The 17,419-nt window shown below is 66.0% G+C and carries 13 protein-coding genes and 2 pseudogenes; 7 read left to right on the top strand and 8 right to left on the bottom strand.

Annotated features, from left to right (window positions below; genetic code table 11):
- The first annotated feature begins 54 nt into the window (after positions 1 to 54).
- Positions 55 to 999 (top strand): LysR family transcriptional regulator, encoded by a 945-nt coding sequence (locus AMD14_RS19410; RefSeq protein ID WP_040107677.1) that lies wholly within the window; start codon positions 55 to 57, stop codon positions 997 to 999.
- 20 nt (positions 1,000 to 1,019) lie between these two features.
- On the opposite strand, the gene AMD14_RS19405 is transcribed toward AMD14_RS19410, so the two are convergent.
- Positions 1,020 to 2,873, bottom strand: a complete 1,854-nt coding sequence (locus tag AMD14_RS19405) for a M14 family metallopeptidase (protein ID WP_011052501.1) — start codon at positions 2,871 to 2,873, stop codon at positions 1,020 to 1,022.
- Positions 2,874 to 3,117: 244 nt separating this feature from the next.
- On the opposite strand from AMD14_RS19405, the gene AMD14_RS19400 reads away from it, so the two are divergent.
- The 4 genes from AMD14_RS19400 (at position 3,118) to AMD14_RS19385 (ending at position 8,785) form a co-directional block, all read left to right on the top strand.
- Complete coding sequence (locus AMD14_RS19400; protein WP_005911321.1) at positions 3,118 to 3,840, top strand: ABC transporter ATP-binding protein; 723 nt, start codon at positions 3,118 to 3,120, stop codon at positions 3,838 to 3,840.
- Between the two features lie 10 nt (positions 3,841 to 3,850).
- On the top strand, positions 3,851 to 5,287 hold the full coding sequence (locus tag AMD14_RS19395; RefSeq protein WP_011052500.1) for an ABC transporter permease: 1,437 nt from the start codon (positions 3,851 to 3,853) through the stop codon (positions 5,285 to 5,287).
- Positions 5,287 to 6,555: a DUF3526 domain-containing protein gene (locus AMD14_RS19390; protein WP_011052499.1), complete on the top strand. Its 1,269-nt coding sequence runs from the start codon at positions 5,287 to 5,289 to the stop codon at positions 6,553 to 6,555. Before AMD14_RS19395 ends, AMD14_RS19390 begins: the two co-directional genes overlap by 1 nt.
- 85 nt (positions 6,556 to 6,640) lie before the next feature.
- Entirely contained in the window at positions 6,641 to 8,785 is a 2,145-nt protein-coding gene (locus AMD14_RS19385; protein ID WP_015463651.1) for a TonB-dependent siderophore receptor, read from the top strand.
- Between the two features lie 331 nt (positions 8,786 to 9,116).
- Here AMD14_RS19385 and AMD14_RS19380 read toward each other — a convergent pair whose 3' ends face one another.
- The 4 genes and pseudogenes from AMD14_RS19380 to AMD14_RS19365 form a co-directional block, all read right to left on the bottom strand.
- A complete protein-coding gene (locus tag AMD14_RS19380) occupies positions 9,117 to 9,773 on the bottom strand; it encodes a DUF2894 domain-containing protein (protein WP_015463650.1) in 657 nt (218 codons plus the stop codon).
- Positions 9,770 to 10,439: pseudogene (locus AMD14_RS19375) on the bottom strand (OmpA family protein). Before AMD14_RS19375 ends, AMD14_RS19380 begins: the two are co-directional and overlap by 4 nt.
- Positions 10,436 to 13,098: pseudogene (locus AMD14_RS19370) on the bottom strand (DUF802 domain-containing protein). The pseudogenes AMD14_RS19375 and AMD14_RS19370 overlap by 4 nt, the downstream one beginning before the upstream one ends.
- Before the next feature lie 10 nt (positions 13,099 to 13,108).
- Positions 13,109 to 13,858 (bottom strand): DUF3348 domain-containing protein, encoded by a 750-nt coding sequence (locus AMD14_RS19365; protein ID WP_171843848.1) that lies wholly within the window; start codon positions 13,856 to 13,858, stop codon positions 13,109 to 13,111.
- A 327-nt stretch (positions 13,859 to 14,185) separates the two neighbouring features.
- Here AMD14_RS19365 and AMD14_RS19360 point away from each other — a divergent pair, with 327 nt between their 5' ends.
- A complete protein-coding gene (locus AMD14_RS19360; protein ID WP_005911311.1) occupies positions 14,186 to 14,398 on the top strand; it encodes a hypothetical protein in 213 nt (70 codons plus the stop codon).
- Between the two features lie 437 nt (positions 14,399 to 14,835).
- Here AMD14_RS19360 and AMD14_RS19355 read toward each other — a convergent pair whose 3' ends face one another.
- Both AMD14_RS19355 and AMD14_RS19350 read right to left on the bottom strand, forming a co-directional pair.
- Positions 14,836 to 15,033 (bottom strand): hypothetical protein, encoded by a 198-nt coding sequence (locus AMD14_RS19355; protein WP_016849558.1) that lies wholly within the window; start codon positions 15,031 to 15,033, stop codon positions 14,836 to 14,838.
- A 33-nt stretch (positions 15,034 to 15,066) separates the two neighbouring features.
- On the bottom strand, positions 15,067 to 15,492 hold the full coding sequence (locus AMD14_RS19350; RefSeq protein WP_162010801.1) for a YkgJ family cysteine cluster protein: 426 nt from the start codon (positions 15,490 to 15,492) through the stop codon (positions 15,067 to 15,069).
- 291 nt (positions 15,493 to 15,783) lie between these two features.
- On the opposite strand from AMD14_RS19350, the gene AMD14_RS19345 reads away from it, so the two are divergent.
- Positions 15,784 to 15,966, top strand: coding sequence for a hypothetical protein (locus AMD14_RS19345; RefSeq protein ID WP_005931999.1), 183 nt, complete (start codon positions 15,784 to 15,786; stop codon positions 15,964 to 15,966).
- Between the two features lie 85 nt (positions 15,967 to 16,051).
- On the opposite strand, the gene AMD14_RS19340 is transcribed toward AMD14_RS19345, so the two are convergent.
- A complete protein-coding gene (locus AMD14_RS19340; RefSeq protein WP_011052491.1) occupies positions 16,052 to 17,215 on the bottom strand; it encodes a zinc-dependent alcohol dehydrogenase in 1,164 nt (387 codons plus the stop codon).
- Positions 17,216 to 17,419: the final 204 nt, after the last annotated feature.

Raw genomic sequence — 17,419 nt, 5'->3', positions numbered from 1 at the left:
GGTGGCGATAAATCGGCAGCATCGACCAACACTGTTTGTAGAATCCAAACAATCTTGGCCGCGGGAGCAGTGGTGGATCGATTCGATGCAATGCGGGCGTTTGCGCGCGTGGTCGAGACCGGCAGTTTCACCAAGGCGGCCGAACACCTGCACATGAGCCGCGCCAGCGCGACCCAGCTGGTCCAGCAGCTGGAGGCACGCCTGCGGGTGAAGCTGCTCAATCGCACCACGCGCCGGGTGCAGGTCACTGCCGATGGCGCGGCCTATTACGAGCGCGTGCTGCGCCTGCTGGCAGACATGGACGATGCCGAAACCAGCCTGTCCGTTGCAGCCACCTCGCCACGCGGGCGCCTGCGCGTGGACGTGCCCAGCCCGTTGGCGCTGCTGATCCTGATGCCGGCGCTGCCGGCATTCCATGCGCGTTATCCGCAGATCCAGCTGGACATGGGCGTGAGCGACCGCCGCGTGGATCTGATCGGCGAAAACGTCGATTGCGTGATACGCGGCGGCACCATCACCGACCAGTCGCTGATTGCGCGTCACGTGGGCGACCTGCAGGCCGGCGTGTATGCAGCGCCCGATTACCTGCAGCGGTTGGGCACCCCGACGCACCCGACGGAACTGGAGAATACCCGGCATCGCTGCGTCGGCTTCATGCGCTGGGGCAGCAGCACGACCGTGCCGTATGTGATGCAACGCGGCGACGAAGCGGTGCGCGTGCACGGCCGCCACGTAGTGGCCGCCGACGATGGCAATGCCTATCTGGCCGCCGGTCTGGCCGGCATGGGTGTGCTGTGGCTGCCGGTGTATATGGCCAACGCGCATGTCGCCAGCGGCGAGCTGGTGCCGATCTTCCAGGACTGGCAGCTGGAAGCGATGCCGCTGTCGATCGCTTTCCCGCCCAACCGCCATGTCAGCGCCAAGCTGCGAGTATTCATCGATTGGGTGATTGCACTGATGGCCGAGCATGCGCCAGCGATGGCGCCTGCACCGCGGTGAGCGCCACAGGCATGCGCGCGCTATTGCATCACTTCGCGCCGCACCGGATACCGCCAGCCGCTGATCGCTGCATAGGGCGAACGTGCATAAACCCACTGCAGGCGCGCATCGCCATCGGCGCGGAACGCCGCATCGTTGGCCAGTTTTTGCTCGAACGCGCTGCGTAACGCGGCATCGCTGCGCAATACGCGTTCGCTGAATTCGACCAGCTCGGTGGCATACAGCCCGCTGTCGGGGCTGCCGGCATGGCGGAAACGTCCGTTGGCCAGCAGCGAATCGCTGCTGCGCGGTTCCAGCAAGGCGGCGGCCAACATGCGCATCGGTTGATCGGCCGGCACGCGGACGCTGCCGGCGGGAAAGACTTCTTCCACGTCGTGAGTGTGCGGGACCTGATCGCTGCCGGTCTTGGTGATGCGTATCTGCTGCACCGCGCGCCGGGCTGGCTGGTGCAGACGGTCGTAGTGGATGCCATGCGCATCGAGCAAGGCGAGTACATCGTCGTTGCCGGGCGGAATCCACCAGGCCACCGGGTACTGCACGGCCTGCGTCTGCCGGTAGCCGATGACCGGCATCGTCCAGGTTTCGTCGCGGCCTTCCCAGCGCAATTCCGGTCGGCCGGACACTGGCGACAGGGCGCGGGTGTAGGTCACGCCCTTGAACGGAATGTGGTCGATCGGCTGCGGCAGGCGTTCCCACGCCACCATCAATGCCTGCGGGCGCGCCGCGCGATCGGCACGCTTGGCGGCCTCGATGGCGTGTGCGTCGCGGCCGACCACGCGCAGGGCTTCTTCCAGCAGCACGTAATCGCCGAGCACGCGTTGCCGGTATGCCTTCAAGCGGTGGTTTTCCACCAGCACGGTCGTGATGCCGGCGAAGTCGCCATACCCGGTGGAATAACGCGGGCCTTCGGGCGAATGGCGCAAGCCCGAGCGCGGCGCGTCTTCGTCGATCAGGCTGGGGTAGATCGCAGGTTCATGACCCTGGCGGCGCAGCGCGGCGTCGACGGCTGGCGTGAAGCGCCGCTGCAGCCAGCCGGCAGTGGCGCGCGAACGCGCATAGGTGCCCCAGCCGGCGAAGGTAAAGGTGATGTCGTACTGATGATCGAGCCCGCCACTGACATGCAGGTCGATATACAACGCGGGGTCGAGCGTGTGCAGCAGCTTGACGATCGCGCGCGTCTCCGGCGCTTCCAGTTTCAGATAGTCGCGATTGAGGTTGATGCCGTGTGTGGTGGTATTCCAGCCCATTTGCTGCGGGCCGCGCAATGCGGCGCCGATGAGTGGGCCGCGTTGTTCGTGCCCATCGCTGTTGAGGATGGGGACGAACACGAAATCTACCTCGTCCAGCAGATCGTCCTTGCCGCGTTGTGCAATATCGCGCAGCAGCATCAGGCCGGCGTCCTTGCCATCGATCTCGCCGCCGTGGATGCCGGCCTGTGCCAGCACGACCGGTTTGCCGGGCTTGCCCTTGCGCGCGCGCACCAGCAGCAGATCGCGCCCTTCGCTGGTCTTGCCGAACACCTCCAGCGACAGCAGCGGCGAGGCGGCGACCAGCCGATGCAACCACGCACGCGTTTGCGCGTCGCTGGGCGTGCTGACGAAATCGCTGCGCTCGGCCGGCGTGATCCACGGATCGTCGGGCGACACGATCAATGCCTCGCTTGCACCGTGCCACACCCGGACCGGCGGCAACGGAGCACTGGTATCGATGGTCTGCGCGTCGAGCTGGGCGGCAGCGAACAGCGCGATGGCCAGCACTCTGGCGCTGCGTCGGGTGCTGCGTGCGGTGTTGCAGGCCTTGGCATGAGCGGCAGCGTGGCGGTCGGAGACAGGGAAAGCATTGGGCGGATTAGAGCTGCGCGTTGCGAAGGTCATGTGGGGTATGAGGGTCTCGAGTGGTGGGCGACGGTTGCTGCTTGTGCCGGTGCCGGTCAGCCGTGTCGGCGCAGGCGCCTGGCTGGACGTTCGCGCCGCAAGGCGCTGCCGCAGGCGCAATGCGCGGCGCTAAGTCCGTGACGGTCAGGCCTTGCCCGCGGCGGCGGGCGGATTTTAGCGGTGTAGGCAATGTGATAACGTATCATTTCTTGATGCACCCGCGTCCACGCCCTTCAATTCGTCAATGACCCACGCGATCTCAATCTCCGACCTGCACGTGGCCTACCGCGGCCGCGCGGTGCTGCAGGGGCTGAACCTCGGTGTCGCGCCCGGCACTGTCTACGCCTTGCTGGGCGGCAATGGCGCCGGCAAGTCGTCCACGCTGTCCACGTTGCTGGGCTTCGTCAAACCCGTCTGCGGCAGCTTGCGCGTGGACGCGGTGGACCCGGTCGCCGACCCCGGCAAGGCGCGTGCGCGCTTGGCCTATCTGCCGGAAAACGTGGCGCTCTACGAGCATCTGAGCGCATTGGAAAATGCCGACTATCTACTCGCCCTGGCCGGCCAGCGCCGCAGCCAGGCCGCCATTGGCGATGCGTTTGCGGCCGCTGGCCTGCAGCGCGATGCCTGGGCGCAACGGCTGGCAGGGTTCTCCAAGGGCATGCGGCAGAAGGTGGCCATTGCCGTGGCCACAGTGCGCGAGGTGCCGGTGCTGCTGCTGGACGAGCCCACCTCCGGGCTGGACCCGCGCGCCATTGCCGACTTCAATCGCCTGGTCGGCAGCGTGCGCGAACGCGGCGCTGCGGTGCTGATGGTCACCCACGATCTGCTCGGTGCGGTGGATGTGGCCGACCGCATCGGGTTTCTGGAAAACGGTCGGATTGCCGAAGAGATCGGTGCCGGCGACAGCGGCTTCGATGTGCGCACCCTGCATGCGCGTTTCGCGCGCCCGCAGGATCGCGCTGCGTGAGGCTGCACGTATGAATCCGGTGTTGTTGGTCGCGCGCGAAGAACTGCGCTATATGGCGCGCAACCGGTCCGCGGCCATTGGCGTGGTGTTGCTGATGTTGCTCACCCTGGTGGCGGCGTTGACCGCTGCGCACCACCAGCGCGAAGTGGCCGATTTCCGCGCGCGGCAGCAACAGGCAGCGCAGCAGGCGTTCGAAGCACAGCCGGACCGGCATCCGCACCGCGTGGTGCACTACGGCCATTTCATCTATCGCCCGTTGCCGGCGCTGGCTGCATTCGATTCCGGCGTGGATGCGTTCACCGGCAACAGCATGTTTCTGGAAGGGCACCGCCAGAACACTGCCAACTTCGGCGATGTGCGTCAGAGTTCGTTGCTGGTGCGTTTCGGTCAGCTGACGCCCGCCTTCGTGCTGCAAGTGCTGGCGCCGCTGATGCTGGTCTTCCTGGGTTATGGCGCAGTGGCGCGCGAGCAGGAAACCGGCACCTTGCGCGCGCTGTTGCTGCAGGGCGCCACGCGCCGGCAGTTGCTCGGCGGCAAATATCTCGCGCTGGCGGCGGTGGCCGGCGCCTGCCTGCTGCCGGCCTTGATCGGCCTGGCACCGATTGCGTTGTTGCCAGGGCAAGCGCCGCTGGTGGCGCTGCTGGTGCTGGCCTATGGCGCGTATCTGCTGGTGTGGTGTGCGCTGGTGCTGGTGGTGTCGCTGCTGTGCCGACGCGGCCGCGATGCGCTGTTGGTGTCGCTGGCGGTGTGGGTGTGGCTGGCCTTGCTGGTGCCGCGCGTGGCGCCGGACGCGGCCAGTGCCGCGTACCGCCTGCCGACCCGGTTGGAAACCGATGTGGCGATCCAGCGCGATCTGCGCACGCTCGGCGACAGCCACAATCCGGACGACCCGCACTTTGCGCAATTCAAGCAGCAGACGCTGGCCCGTTACGGCGTGCAGCGCGTGGAAGACCTGCCGGTGAACTACAAGGGCTTGCTGGCACTGGAAGGCGAGCGGCTGAGCGCAAGCCTGTTCGAGCGGTATGCAGGCCGCGATGCGTCCATCCAGCAGCAACAGAACCTGCTGGTACGCACATTTGCGTTGCTCAGCCCGACGGTGGCGCTGCGCGAGGTGTCAATGACGCTGGCGGAAACCGACCTGCGCGCGCATCTGCGGTTCCTGGCGCAGGCTGAGCACTACCGCTACACGCTGGTGCAGCAGCTCAACCAACTGCAGGCCGACGCGGTCAGCATGGCCGACGACACCGCACAGGATGCAGGCGCCGATCGCCGCAAGCGGATTTCGTCCGAGCACTGGCATGAGATTCCGGTGTTCGCCTTCCAGCCGGTGTCGGCGACCGAGGTGATCGGTACGGCAGGTGCGGCGTTCGGCCTGATCGGGGCCTGGCTGCTTGCTGCGCTGTGCATGCTGGTGGCAGCCGGGCGAGGTGTGGGAGTGGCGCGCTGATGGTGCTGTGGAAATACGAACTGCTGTTGCTGCTGCGCGTACGTGCGGCGCTCGCCGGGTTGCTGTTGCTTGCGCTGCTCACCGTGTGCAGCCTGCTGTCCGGGCAACACGTGATGGCGACGCAGCGCGACAACATCGCCAGGATTGCAGCGCTGCAGCGCGAAGACAGCGCCGCGGTGGAAGACTACGTGGCGCGTTCCAACGATGCCGGCAGCGCGGCCTATTACAGCTTCCACCCTACCTGGGACCTGCCATCGCCACTGGCGTTTGCGGCGGTCGGCATGCGCGATGTCTCGCCGTATATCTTGCGCGTGCGCGCGCTGGGGCTGGAAGCGCAGATCCATGACGGGGACAGCTACAACCCCGAGCTCGCGTTGGCTGGCCGCTTCGACTACGCGTTCGTGCTGGTGTTCCTGCTGCCGCTGTTCGTGATTGCGCTGCTGTTCGATCTGCGTTCGGGCGAGCGCGAAGCGGGGCGTGCACGCATGCTTGCCGCACTGCCCGGTGCGGGCGCTGCGCTGCTGGTGCGGCGCGTGGTGGTGCGCGCAGCGGCGGTGCTCGTGTGCCTGAGCGTGCCGTTCGTCATGTTCGCCACGTTCAACGCGGTGCCGTGGCTGCAGCAACTGGCGGTGCTGGCACTGGGCGGCGCGTACCTGTTGTTCTGGGTGCTGCTGTCGGTGCTGGTCGGGCGCATCCAGTGGCGGCCTGCGGCGCATGCCACTGCGTTGGCCACCTGCTGGGTCGTGCTGGCGTTGGTGGCGCCAGCGCTGGCGCACGTGGCGATCAATCAGGCGGTGCCGGTCAACCAGGGTACCGAGATCGCGCGGTCGCAGCGCGAGGCGGTCAACCATGCCTGGGACATCCCGCGCCAGGACACCATGCAGGCGTTCTACGCGCGCAATCGGCAATGGGCCGATTCGGCGCCGCTGACGACGGCGTTCCACTACAAGTGGTACTTCGCATTCCATGAAAATGGCGACCAGCAGGTGGCGCCGCAGGTGGCAGCGTATCGCCAGGGGCTGCAGCGTCGCGAAGCGTTGGCGCAACGCGTGGCCAGCGTGCTGCCGCCGGTTGCGTTGCAGGCGGCGTTGACGCGCCTGGCCGGCACCGATCTGCAGGCACAGCTCGCGTATCAGGATCGCATTCGGGCCTATCACCGGGCGCTGCGCACGTTCTACTACGGCTATCTGTTTCGCGACCGCCCGTTCACGCGCGACGATTTCGGGCGAGCGCCACGTTTCGAAACAGCGGCCGGCCCTGCTTCATAGCGGTGCCCGCGTGTCACCTTTTGCCTTGCGTCTTTTACTTGCGCCCCGGACAGACTGCGCCGGGGCGCTTCAGGAGTTCTGCCCGATGCCCGTGTTCCCGCGCCGCCGCATGCTGCACGCGCTCCCTTTGCTCAGCCTGCTGGCCTGCGCCTGCGGCATTGCCTGCGCGCAGGCTGCGCAGTCGCAGGCGCGCGATTTGGATGCGGTGCAGGTGCGCAGCCAGTACACCCCTTATCGCGCGCTGAGCATTACCGGTGCCACCAAGACCGATGCGTCGCTGCGTGATCTGCCCATCAGTGCGCGGGTGCTCGACCGGACCTTGCTCGAAGATGCGGGCGTCACCGATCTGGCTGGCGCGCTGGAGCTGGCCAGCGGCATCACCAAGGCCAACAACCTGGGCGGGTTATGGGACAGCTATTCGATGCGCGGCTTTACCGGCGACCCGAATTTCAGTTCGGATTACATGGTCAACGGCTTCAATGCCAGCCGCGGTTACAACGGCCTGCGCGATGCGGCCAACACGCAGAGCATCGAGGTGATCAAGGGGCCGGCGTCGGCGTTGTACGGGCGCGGCGAGCCGGGCGGGGCCGTCAACATCGTCACTAAAAAGCCGCTGTTTCAGCCGCAGCACAGCGTGGATGTATCGGCAGGCAGCTTCGACAGCTATCGCGCGGCCATCGATAGCACCGGCCCCCTGAGCGAGAACGTGGCGTATCGTCTGAATGTGATGCACAAGGATCAACACAGCTTTCGCGATACCGTCGACAGCGACAGCACCTTGCTGGCGCCGTCGCTGTTGTGGATGCCGGCGCCCGATACGACGGTGTCGTATGAGCTGGAGGCGGTGCGTCTCCACACGCCATTCGATCGGGGCGTGACGGCTATCGGTGGCGATGCCAACCGGCTGCCGGCCTCGCGCTTTCTCGGCGAACCGCGTGATGGCGATATCGACCTGCATTCCACCGGGCACCAGGTATTCGTGGTGCACGGTCTGGATCAGACCTGGTCGTTGCAGGGTGGGGCGACTTACCGCGACAGTGGCATGCGTGGATTTTCCACCGAACCCTGGACGCTGCAGGCCGACCAGCGCAGCTTGCGCCGCGAACGCCGCTATCGCGATTACCAGGGCCGCGATATCGCGGCGCGTGCAGAAGTGCTTGGCGGTTTTCAGGCCGGCAGGGTCACGCACAATGTGTTGTTCGGCATCGATGGCAATCGCTCCGACGACAGCCGCTTTCAGCAGCGCGCCCGTTCCGCGGCCACGCCCTACAGCATCGATGTGCTGGCGCCGCGCTATGGCGTGGCACAGCCAGGCCGGCTGTCCACCATCACCGATACCGACGAGCGCCAGCAGGTGTGGGGCGTGTATGCACAGGACCAGATCGACCTGGGCGCGCGCTGGAAGGCCTTGCTTGGCCTGCGCTACGACCATTATCAGCAACAAGACCTGGACAACCACCTGCGCGGCACCACGCAGCGCGCATCCGACGGCGTGGTGAGCCCGCGTGCAGGCATGACCTTGCATGTCGACGATGCGCTGTCGCTGTATGCCAGTGCCGCGGCGGGTTTTCGCCCCAACAGCGGTGTGGGCGCCAACGGGCAAAGCTTTGCACCTGAGAAAAGCCGCTCGCTGGAGGCCGGATTGAAATACGTGCAGCCCGGCGATGGCCTGGAAGCCACGGTGGCCGCATTCCGCATCGACAAGAAAAACGTATTGAGCCTGGATCCGGCCGACACCAGTTTTTCGCTGCCGGTGGGCCAGATGCGCAGCCAAGGGCTGGAGCTGGATCTGCTCGGCAGGCTGAGCCCGCGCCTGGCCGCGTCGGTGGGCCTGGCCTATACCGATTCGCAGGTGACGCGCAGCAGTGCTGCCGCCGCCAGTACCGGGCTGGCCGAAGGCCGGCGGTTTCCGAATGTGCCGCGCTTGAGCGGTAACGCGTTCTTGAACTACGAGCAGCCGCTGACCGGCAAACGTAGCGCGGCGTTGGGTGTGGGCGTCTCGCACACGGGCGAGCGGCTGGGCTCGGTGGATAGCAACACCGATTTCGTGCTGCCGGCTTACACCGTGTGGCGAGCGGTTGGCCACTACGATCTGAGCGAGCGGCTACGCCTGTATGCCAAGGTCGAGAACCTCACCGATCGCCGCTATGCGGCATTTTCGTATAGCGAGCAGTGGGTGTATCCCGGTGCGCCGCGGAGCTGGACGGTGGGTGCGCAGTTTCGGTTTTGAGCGATGCTCCGCGACGGCGCAAGCGGCGATCGGCGCATGCGCCAGTGTGGTGGATGCCAGCGTGACCGGCGGGCGCCACGTCCAGTTGAGCATGCATCGCGCTCAGGATTGACTGCAGCGACTGCTGTGCGCCGGCAGCTGGCTTCTGGAGGTCGTGGTGCGCTTGCGTGCAACTGCAGCTGCGGCGTGACCAATGCAACAGAGTTCGCAGCCAGAAGCGTGCAGCGACGTCATGCTCACAGCGGGGCCCCGCACACGCTGTGCCGGGATGCATCTCTGCGATCGGAGCCTGCGCAAGGCTGCCCGACGTAGATCGGGACCGATCGCGGATCTAACTGCGTCGTTTCGACGGACTCTTGCTGCGTTTCCTGCCCGGCGTCGCCGGTGCAGCCTCCTCGTTGGCCAAGGCGCCGCCGGTGTGCAGCTGCTCCAGCCACGACAACGCATCCACGTAGCCGAGAAAGTGCTGCAGATAGCCCGGCGAGCGCTCGCGCATCAGCGTGATGCAGCGATGCACCAGCACGCTGGAATTGAGCGGGCCGGCATCCTTGGGCGCATCCTGCAGCGACTGCCGCACCTGGCTGGCGGTGCGCACGGTGGTCCAGGTGCGACGAAAGTCGTCCAGCGCCGGCAGCTCCGGAAACAGCATGGCATCTGCGCTGGCAGTCTTGCGGCTGTCCACTTCCATCAGCGCCGCATGCCCGGCCATCTGCGCGGTGAGCGTACCCAAGGCGCTGGGCTGCGGCGACGCTGCAGGCACTGTATGGCTCCCGGCACGGCGACGCGCTGTCTGCTGCAGCGCTGTCGCATAGCCATCGACCATGGCGCCAAGCTTGTGTTCCAGCACCTCACGCACCGCATCGGCCTGCGCATCGGCACGTGCTGCCAACGTTTCCATCAGATGGAAGTGCACCGGATCCAGCCGATCGGCGCCCTGGCTGCGCCAGCGCTCCAGTTGCGCGCGCACGGAGAGTGCCGGCTTGCTCATCGCGGTGCGGTGGTTGCTGCGGGCTGCGCCGATGCGCCTGCGCGCGACGACGGGCGCGCGATCGGCGCGATCTCCACGCGGCGATTTTTCGCGCGGCGGGCTTCGTCGGCGTTGGAATCCACCGGTTGCTGCGAGCCGAATGCGGCCGCGAACACCGATGACGCCGGCACGCCTTCGGCGATCAGGGCACGGGTCACCGTGAGCGCGCGTTGCGCGGACAGTTCCCAGTTGTCGGCGTAGCGGCGATTGCCGCCCAGCACTGGGCGGTCGTCGGTAAATCCGCTGACCATCAGGATCTCGTCGCGCGCGCAGGTATTGCGTCAACGGCCTCGCCAGCGACTTCAATACCTCGCGCCCTTCCGGCTGCAGTTGGTCGGAGTTGAACGCAAACAGCACATTGCCGCGAATGCCGATACGGCCATCGACCAGGGTCACGCGGCCGGCAGCCAACGGTGCGGCCAATGCCTGTTCCAGCGTTTGCCGACGTTGCGCTTCGGCCTGGCGTTGTTTGACCTCCGCGTCCAGGCGGCTGGACAGTTGCAACTGCACGCCGATCACGCCGACCAGGATCAGCACGAACGCGCCCAGCAACACCGACATCAGGTCGCCGAATGCCGCCCAGATGGGCGTGCCCAGCTCGCCGTCGCTTTCGATCTCGTCGCTCATGCCGTTTCTGCTTCGCCGCGTTCGCCACGCCCGCGATCGAGCTGGCGCAGTTCTTCGATGATCTGCTTCTGCGAGAGCATGCTGAGGTCGACCACTTCGCGCGCCTGTGTCACGTAGTAGGCAAGTTGGTCGTCACTGCGTGCCAGCGAGGCATCGAGCGCGGTGGCAACGTGCTGCAGGCGCTCATTGAGCGCGCTGGTGGCGCCGCTGAACAACTGCACCGCCATGCCGAACGCGTCGCCCAGGCTGGCCACTTCCACTGCGCTGCCGCTGACATGCGCGGCCACTGCGCCCAGCTTGCCGGTTTCGTTGCCGATCTGTTCGGTGAGCTGGCTGCCCACGCGCTGCAGCAGGTCGGCCGAGGTCGTCACCAAGGCATCCACCGCTTCGCGTTGTTCGGTGGAGGCGTGATTGACTGCGTTGAGCAAGGTGTCCAGGGTCGCGAGCAGCTTGCTGCGTTCTTCCAGCATGGCGGTGTCGCGCACCATGCTCTCGGACAGCGATTGGCGCAGCTCGGCCACGACATCGGCCGCGGCCTTGGGCGCTTCTGAGGCGATCTGCATCAGGCGCGACACTTCGCTGATCGTCGCGCTGGCCTGCGCCTGCGCCTGCGCCTGCGTGGACAGCTCGCTGGCGGTGCTGGCCAGGGTGTCGCAGATGGCCTGCTGCTGCTGGACGACGCGTTCGCCGGCCTGTTCCCATTGCCTGGTCAGGGCCGTGCTCATCGCGCCGAAGCGCTCGCTCCATAGCGCCAGGCGCTGGGTGTCGCGCGCTTCCAATGCCGCCTGCAGATCGGTGTGCGATTGCTGCAAGGTGCCGACCAGGGCCGCGGCATGCGCATCGAAACTGGCGGTGGCTGCGGCAAGTGCGCTGTGGTGCTGGCTGGACAACGTGGCGCTGGCCTGTTGTTGCTGGGCCAGTGCATCGCTCCACGCACTGGCAGCGTCAGTGCTGGATTGCTGCATGCGTTGCGAGACCGCATCCACCAACGCGGCGGAGCGTGTCTCGAAGGTGCTGGCGAATTGCGCGAGCGTGCCTTGCAGTTCCTGAGTGAGCGCGTGATTGGCGCGCTGCTGCTCGGCCACCGCGGCCGTCCATGTCGCCGCGGCAGTGGCGGTGCTGTCGGCAAAACCGTTGCTCAGCCCATCGAGTTGCTGCTGCACGGCCTGCTGCACAGCTTCGTGCAGGGCACTGGTCTGCTGCACTAGTTGATCGAGGGTGGCGTGCAACTGCGCGCTGTGCGTTTCGGTCGCGCGTTGCTGTTCGGCAAGCACGGCGGTCCAGGTGGCGGCGCTGGCCGCGGTGCTGCTGGCAAAGCCATCGTTGAGTGCGCTCAATTGCTCTGCACGGCCTGGGTGACGCTGTCCTGCACGGCAACGCTGCGCTGGTCGATCTGTTCCAGCGTGCCCTGCAGCTGTTCGGCCAACGTGGCCTGCGTGCGTTCCTGCGCAGACAACGCCACCTGCCAGTGCTCGGTCGCCGTGCGCGCGTTCTGTTCGATGGCTGCACTGACTCCTTGCAATTGCTGATGCACGGCGCTGCTCACGCTGTCCTGCACGGCCACGCTGTGCGCGGCAATCTGTTCCAGCGTGGCCTGCAACTGCGCGTTGTGGGTCTGCTGGGCGCGTTCCTGCGCCGCCAATGCCATGCTCCAGTGCTGCGCCGTGGTGCTGGCACTGGTCTGGAAGCCGTGGGTGATGCCGTCCAGCTGTTGCTGCACGGCTTGCGTGAGGTGTGCCTGCAATGCGGCGGTATCGCGCACGATGCTGGCCATGGTGGCTTCCATCGCCGGCTGCAATGCCGCACCGACCGCCCGTGCGCTTTCGGCAACACCGGCCTGCAGCGCGTGTTCCATGGCTGTGGCTAGCCGCGCATACGCCGCTTCGCTTTTGGCGTGGAAGTCGGCCTGCTGTGCGGTCAAGCGCTGTTCGGCAGCCATGCTGTGCTGTTCGATGGTGTGCATCAGCGTCTGCAGCCGGTCGATCAAGGCCGGCATCAAGGCGCTTTGCTGCTGCTGCAGCTTGAATGCTTCGCCACGTCGGTGCGCATCCGAATGCGGGTGCAGTTCGGATGCGATCTTCAGGTCCAGGCGTTGCACCGCCTGCAGGCGCTCGCGCCGGCACAGCGCCGACAACAACCCCAGCATGGCCGATGTCGCCACACCGGCGATGGAGGTGCCGAACGCGAACGCCAGGCCTTCCACCGGTGCTGCGAGCGAGCCGCGAATGGCCTGCAGATCGGTGGCGCTCTGCAATGCAAAGCCGGTGCCCTTGAGCGTGGCCATCATGCCGAGCAAGGTGCCGAGCATGCCGAGCAACACCAGCAAGCCGACCAGATACGGCGTCAGCACCGGTGCCGGCAACGCCACGCGCTCGCCCCTGATACGCAGGCGCACCGCATTACGCAGGCCGGGGTGTACCGCCTGCAGCCAATCGCTCAGGGCAGAAGGCGCCGTGGTCAACCCATCGACTGCCGCTTCCAGCGTCGCAGTAGCCTGGCGGTAGCGATACAGCTCCAGCGCGCCGGCCACATGACAGGCGCCGATCACCGCCGCGACGCAGGCGCCGAGCGGGTTGGAGCCGAGATAACCGATGCCGACCCAGCAAACCGCCAGCAGGCCGACGAGAAACACACACACGTGTACGAGAGTTCTGAACATGACGTCCCAGTTAGCGGGTACGAAGCGCTGCAAGCAGGCCTTCGATCGGGTGAAAACGAACATCCAGTTCGGCGAGCAACACGCTCTGCATGTCTTTGCGGAAGACATCCAGCCAGCCATCGGGCACCGCGCGTGGCGCGGCCTCGTCATCGGTCGGCCGGTGCTGCGCCTGTGCAGCATCGCGCAGGCGTTCGAAATGTGCGCCGAGCAGGCTCGGCACGGTGTTCAACAGACTCTGCTCGCGCGGGCTCAGGGTGAGCTCCATCACCGCATCCACTTCGGCCAACCGCGCCATGTCGGTGGAGACCAATGCGAGCAGGTCGCGCAGGCGCCCGCGCAGATCGCCGGTGGCAGTGCGCATGGCGCGTTGCATGGCCAAGTAGTGCTGCCGAAATGGTGCGAAGTCCGGCGCGGCGACGGGCGCATCCGCGAGCGCGGCGTTGCGCGCCTCGGCACGCATGCGCGCGACCAGCGTGTCCAACTCTGCCACGCTGCTGGTGGCAAGACCGGTGCGCACGCGTGCGCACGCCTCCGCATTGAGCGGGCGCGGTTCGGGCAGGTCGTCGGTGTCGGGCAGCTTGCCGTCCAGCGCCTTGGACACGGCAACCGCGCGCGTCCAGTCGATCCACTGGCTCAGCCGGTCGGCCAGCGCGTGGCTGGACTGGGCGATGTGCGCGTTGCTGAGGCGAGCAAGCAGGCGAATGAACGCCGGGCCCGACAAGGGCGCCCGTGGAGAAACTTTCGCCATTCTTCCGGTCAAAAACCGGGCATTTTACACGGGAACGCGCGCAGGTCGGCGCGTCGGGCGGGAGTTGCGCGCGAGCTGTCGGGTCCATGCGTGCTGGCATTCAGCCGTCCTGGTGCGGGCGGCAGGCCGTGTGTGGCGGACGGCTTGAGGTGCGGCGCTGCACGCCACCGGCCAGTAGAGCGGCGGTAAGCAGCCCCAACCACAAGCCCGATACGCGGACGACCGTCAGGGTTTGTAACCAATTCAGGTCCAGGCTTCCGGCTGTCCGGCTGACCCGGTTTTGTAAGGTGAACGGGTATAAGCTGCGGGCCGGGGAAATCCCCCAGCGAGGTAACCACAATGGACCGCTCCGACATCCAAGTGTCCGATCTGCTGGTCTTGGAGCTACAAGGGTTCCACGATGCCTATGGCAATGGGCCCGACTTCTGGGACGCCTACCAGCGCATCATGGGCATCGCGGCGCAGGCCGGCGGCAATATGGTCGCCTTGGCCAACGAAATGGCCTCGTTGGCACAGGGGCTTGGTGCGACCAAGCGCGCGCAACTGCTGTAACCGCCAACGTCGTACGGGCGGTGACGCCTGCGTGGCGTGCCTGAGTTTTTGAGCACCGCGCCCTGCATGAGATAGCTGCTCGCTTAGGCGCCTGCAGTGCCATGCAGAGCTGCAGCTGCCGTGATTGCGTGGTTGAAGCCGATTTGCCGTCTACGTTGCATCGCGTCGGTGACCGCGGACGGATGCGCGTAGGCACCCGCGAGGCATCTGGCAACGCACTAGCTCAGACGCCGCTCCGACGTGGATGCAGCGGTAAGCGCGGGACAGCCGGCCAATCGCAATCGCCCCTGCATGACAAGGGCTCCACTGGGCGAGACGGCCGCTGCACAGTGCGATGCGCTCGCGGTGAACGCCCCGCAGGCGTCGCGCTGCAATCGGCATGTTGCAGAGGCTGTCACTGACACGGCAGGCGCAAGACGCCTGTTGCCGTCGCGGGTTTACTCGGCCTTGGCTGCGGCGGCCGGTGCAACTGCAGCGGCTGGCGCAGCTTCCACCGCACCACGCTTTTTTTCGCGACGTAGCGGTGTGTCGCCCAGGCGCTCGATTGCGCCGCCGGATTGCTGAAACGCTTGCAGATCGGCGGCCAGTCGCTGTTCGGACAATCGCGGCTTGCCCAGCTGGTTACTGACGGTCATCGATTGGCGGCGGGAATGATGCATCGCACATCCTCATGCGTTGTACAGCGTCAAGGGAATGCCCCGGCGGCGTTGATCGTCGTAGGTGGCACGTACGTCGCGGCAATACGGGCCGGACATGACGAAACGCCGGCAGATCGCCGGTCGCGTCTCGTAGATCGAGCAACACATGCGCGCAGCGTCGATGGCCACGCACCAGCCTTCCTCGTCGCGCGCCATCACATGCCAGCCTTGCGGCGTCACGCTGGTGAGATGGTGTGGGATACGGTCGGATGGATCGACCATGACGGTGAGCCGGCAGCAGACGGCGTCGCAGCGTTCGCAGAGATTGTCGATGGAAAGGGCCAGATGAAATGAGGGCGACACCGGATTCCGGCCGCCCATGCACCATACACCCTGGGCGGGCACCGATGTGAACCCATGGCGCGTCGTCGCATGGCTGCGACGGTGCAAACGCAACTGCGCGGGTTGTGGGATGCCGAGTTCGCCGACACTGCTGGTTGCTGCAGCTGCGTGACCTCATCTGTGCAAGCACAGGTCACGCCACGGCGCCGCGCGCGATCGAGAGGACCTCTGGTTGCGCCGCATCGGGCAAGAATGCGAAACCACACCAAATGCGCCGGGTGGCCCGCCACCATGCACAGTGCGGCACGGACGTTGCCTTTGTCGTTGATGTGCGAAGACGTTTTTCACCTGTGCCAACGCGGCGCACCGTAGCGTAGTGGCTCGCATCACGCCGCAGGAAAACACATGAGCACGTCCAACCAGATTCCCTCTGCGCACGACCAAGCCGAACACCACGACCAAGAGCAGCACGACCAAGCGCAGCACGACAAGAAAAAGCAGGACGCGCTGCAGGACGAAGCGGTGGAAGAAACTTTCCCGGCCAGCGACCCCGTGTCCCCGTTCGTGCCGGCCAAGCCACTGGACTGAGTCTGCTTCCCAGCGCTCAACGGCTGTACAAAACGCAGACGGCGCGGCCGAGATCGCGCCGTCTGCGTATGCGTCACTCATGCATTCAAGGCGTGAGCACAACCTTGCGGCAATCGTCCTGTTTCTTGTCGAACAGGTCATAGCCACGCGCTGCATCAGCCAACGACATGCGGTGCGAGATGATCGCGCTTGGCTTGAGCTGACCATTGCCGATGCATTCCAGCAAGTGCGGCATGTGCTTTTGCACATGCGTCTGGCCCATCTTGAAGGTCAAGCCCTTGTCGAACGCATCGCCAAACATGAAGGCGTGGATGAAGCCTGCATATACGCCGGGCACGCTCACCACACCGCAGCGACGGGTTGCGGCGATGCACTGGCGGATCGCCACGCCGCTGCTGCCTTCCAGCTTCAGGTTGGTCAGTGCGGTTTCGATGGCGCTGCCTTCGGCCTCGAAGCCGACTGCCTCGATGCTGGCATCGACGCCCCGGCCATTGGTTTGCGAGACGATCACGTCGGCCGGATCGTCGACCTCGTCGAAATTGATCGGGATCACACCATAGGTCCTGGACGCAAAATCGAGCCGGTACGCGTGCCGGTCGACCATGAAGACGCGCTCTGCGCCCAACATGCGGCAGCACGCCGCGGCCATCAGACCAACCGGGCCGGCACCGAAGATGGCAACGGTCGAGCCCTGTTTGACGCCTGCGTTGACGACGGCTTGATACCCGGTCGGCAGAATGTCGGACAAGAACAAGACCTGCTCATCGTGCAAGGCATCGGGCACCGCCAGTGGGCCGACATTGGCCTTGGGCACGCGCACGTATTCGGCCTGGCCGCCGGACAATCCGCCGTACAAATGGCTGAAGCCGAACAGCGCGGCGGGCGGGCGCATGTCCTTGTGATTGAGCGCCGCGCCCTTGCCGGTATTGGTGGTTTCGCACGCGGAAAATTCCTGCAGCACGCAGTGGAAACAGCGTCCACACGCGACCACGAACGGAATCACGACCCGGTCGCCCGGCTTGACCGCCGTGACGTCCGGGCCGACCTCTTCCACGATGCCCATGAATTCGTGGCCGAGAATGTCGCCGGGGCGCAGGTCGGGAATCTTGCCGCGATACAGATGCAGGTCAGAGCCACAGATGGCCGTGGCGGTGACGCGCAGGATCAGGTCGTCGCGTTCGACCAAGAGTGGACCGGGCACGGTTTCCACTCGTACATCGCGTGAGCCGTGGTAGTTGAGGGCAAGCATCTTTGTCTCCTGTGGGCATCGGGACGCGGCAGCGCACTATCAGTGTTGGTGCAGCGGTGTTAAGCCCGTCAGCACATGACGTAGGCGCGGTGTGGACGCGCTCGATCGCCGACGCCGCGTTGATGCGCAGGTCACGTCTGGATAACCGCCCCGCTCGCAGGCTCATACGACGCGCTGGGACGCAGGGCATGCGGCTTGCGCAAT

The sequence above is a fragment of the Xanthomonas citri pv. citri genome, assembly GCF_000961215.1.
Lineage (GTDB): Bacteria > Pseudomonadota > Gammaproteobacteria > Xanthomonadales > Xanthomonadaceae > Xanthomonas > Xanthomonas cissicola.
Note: the sequence above shows the minus strand (reverse complement) of the source record. Positions and strands in the feature narration are given on the sequence as shown.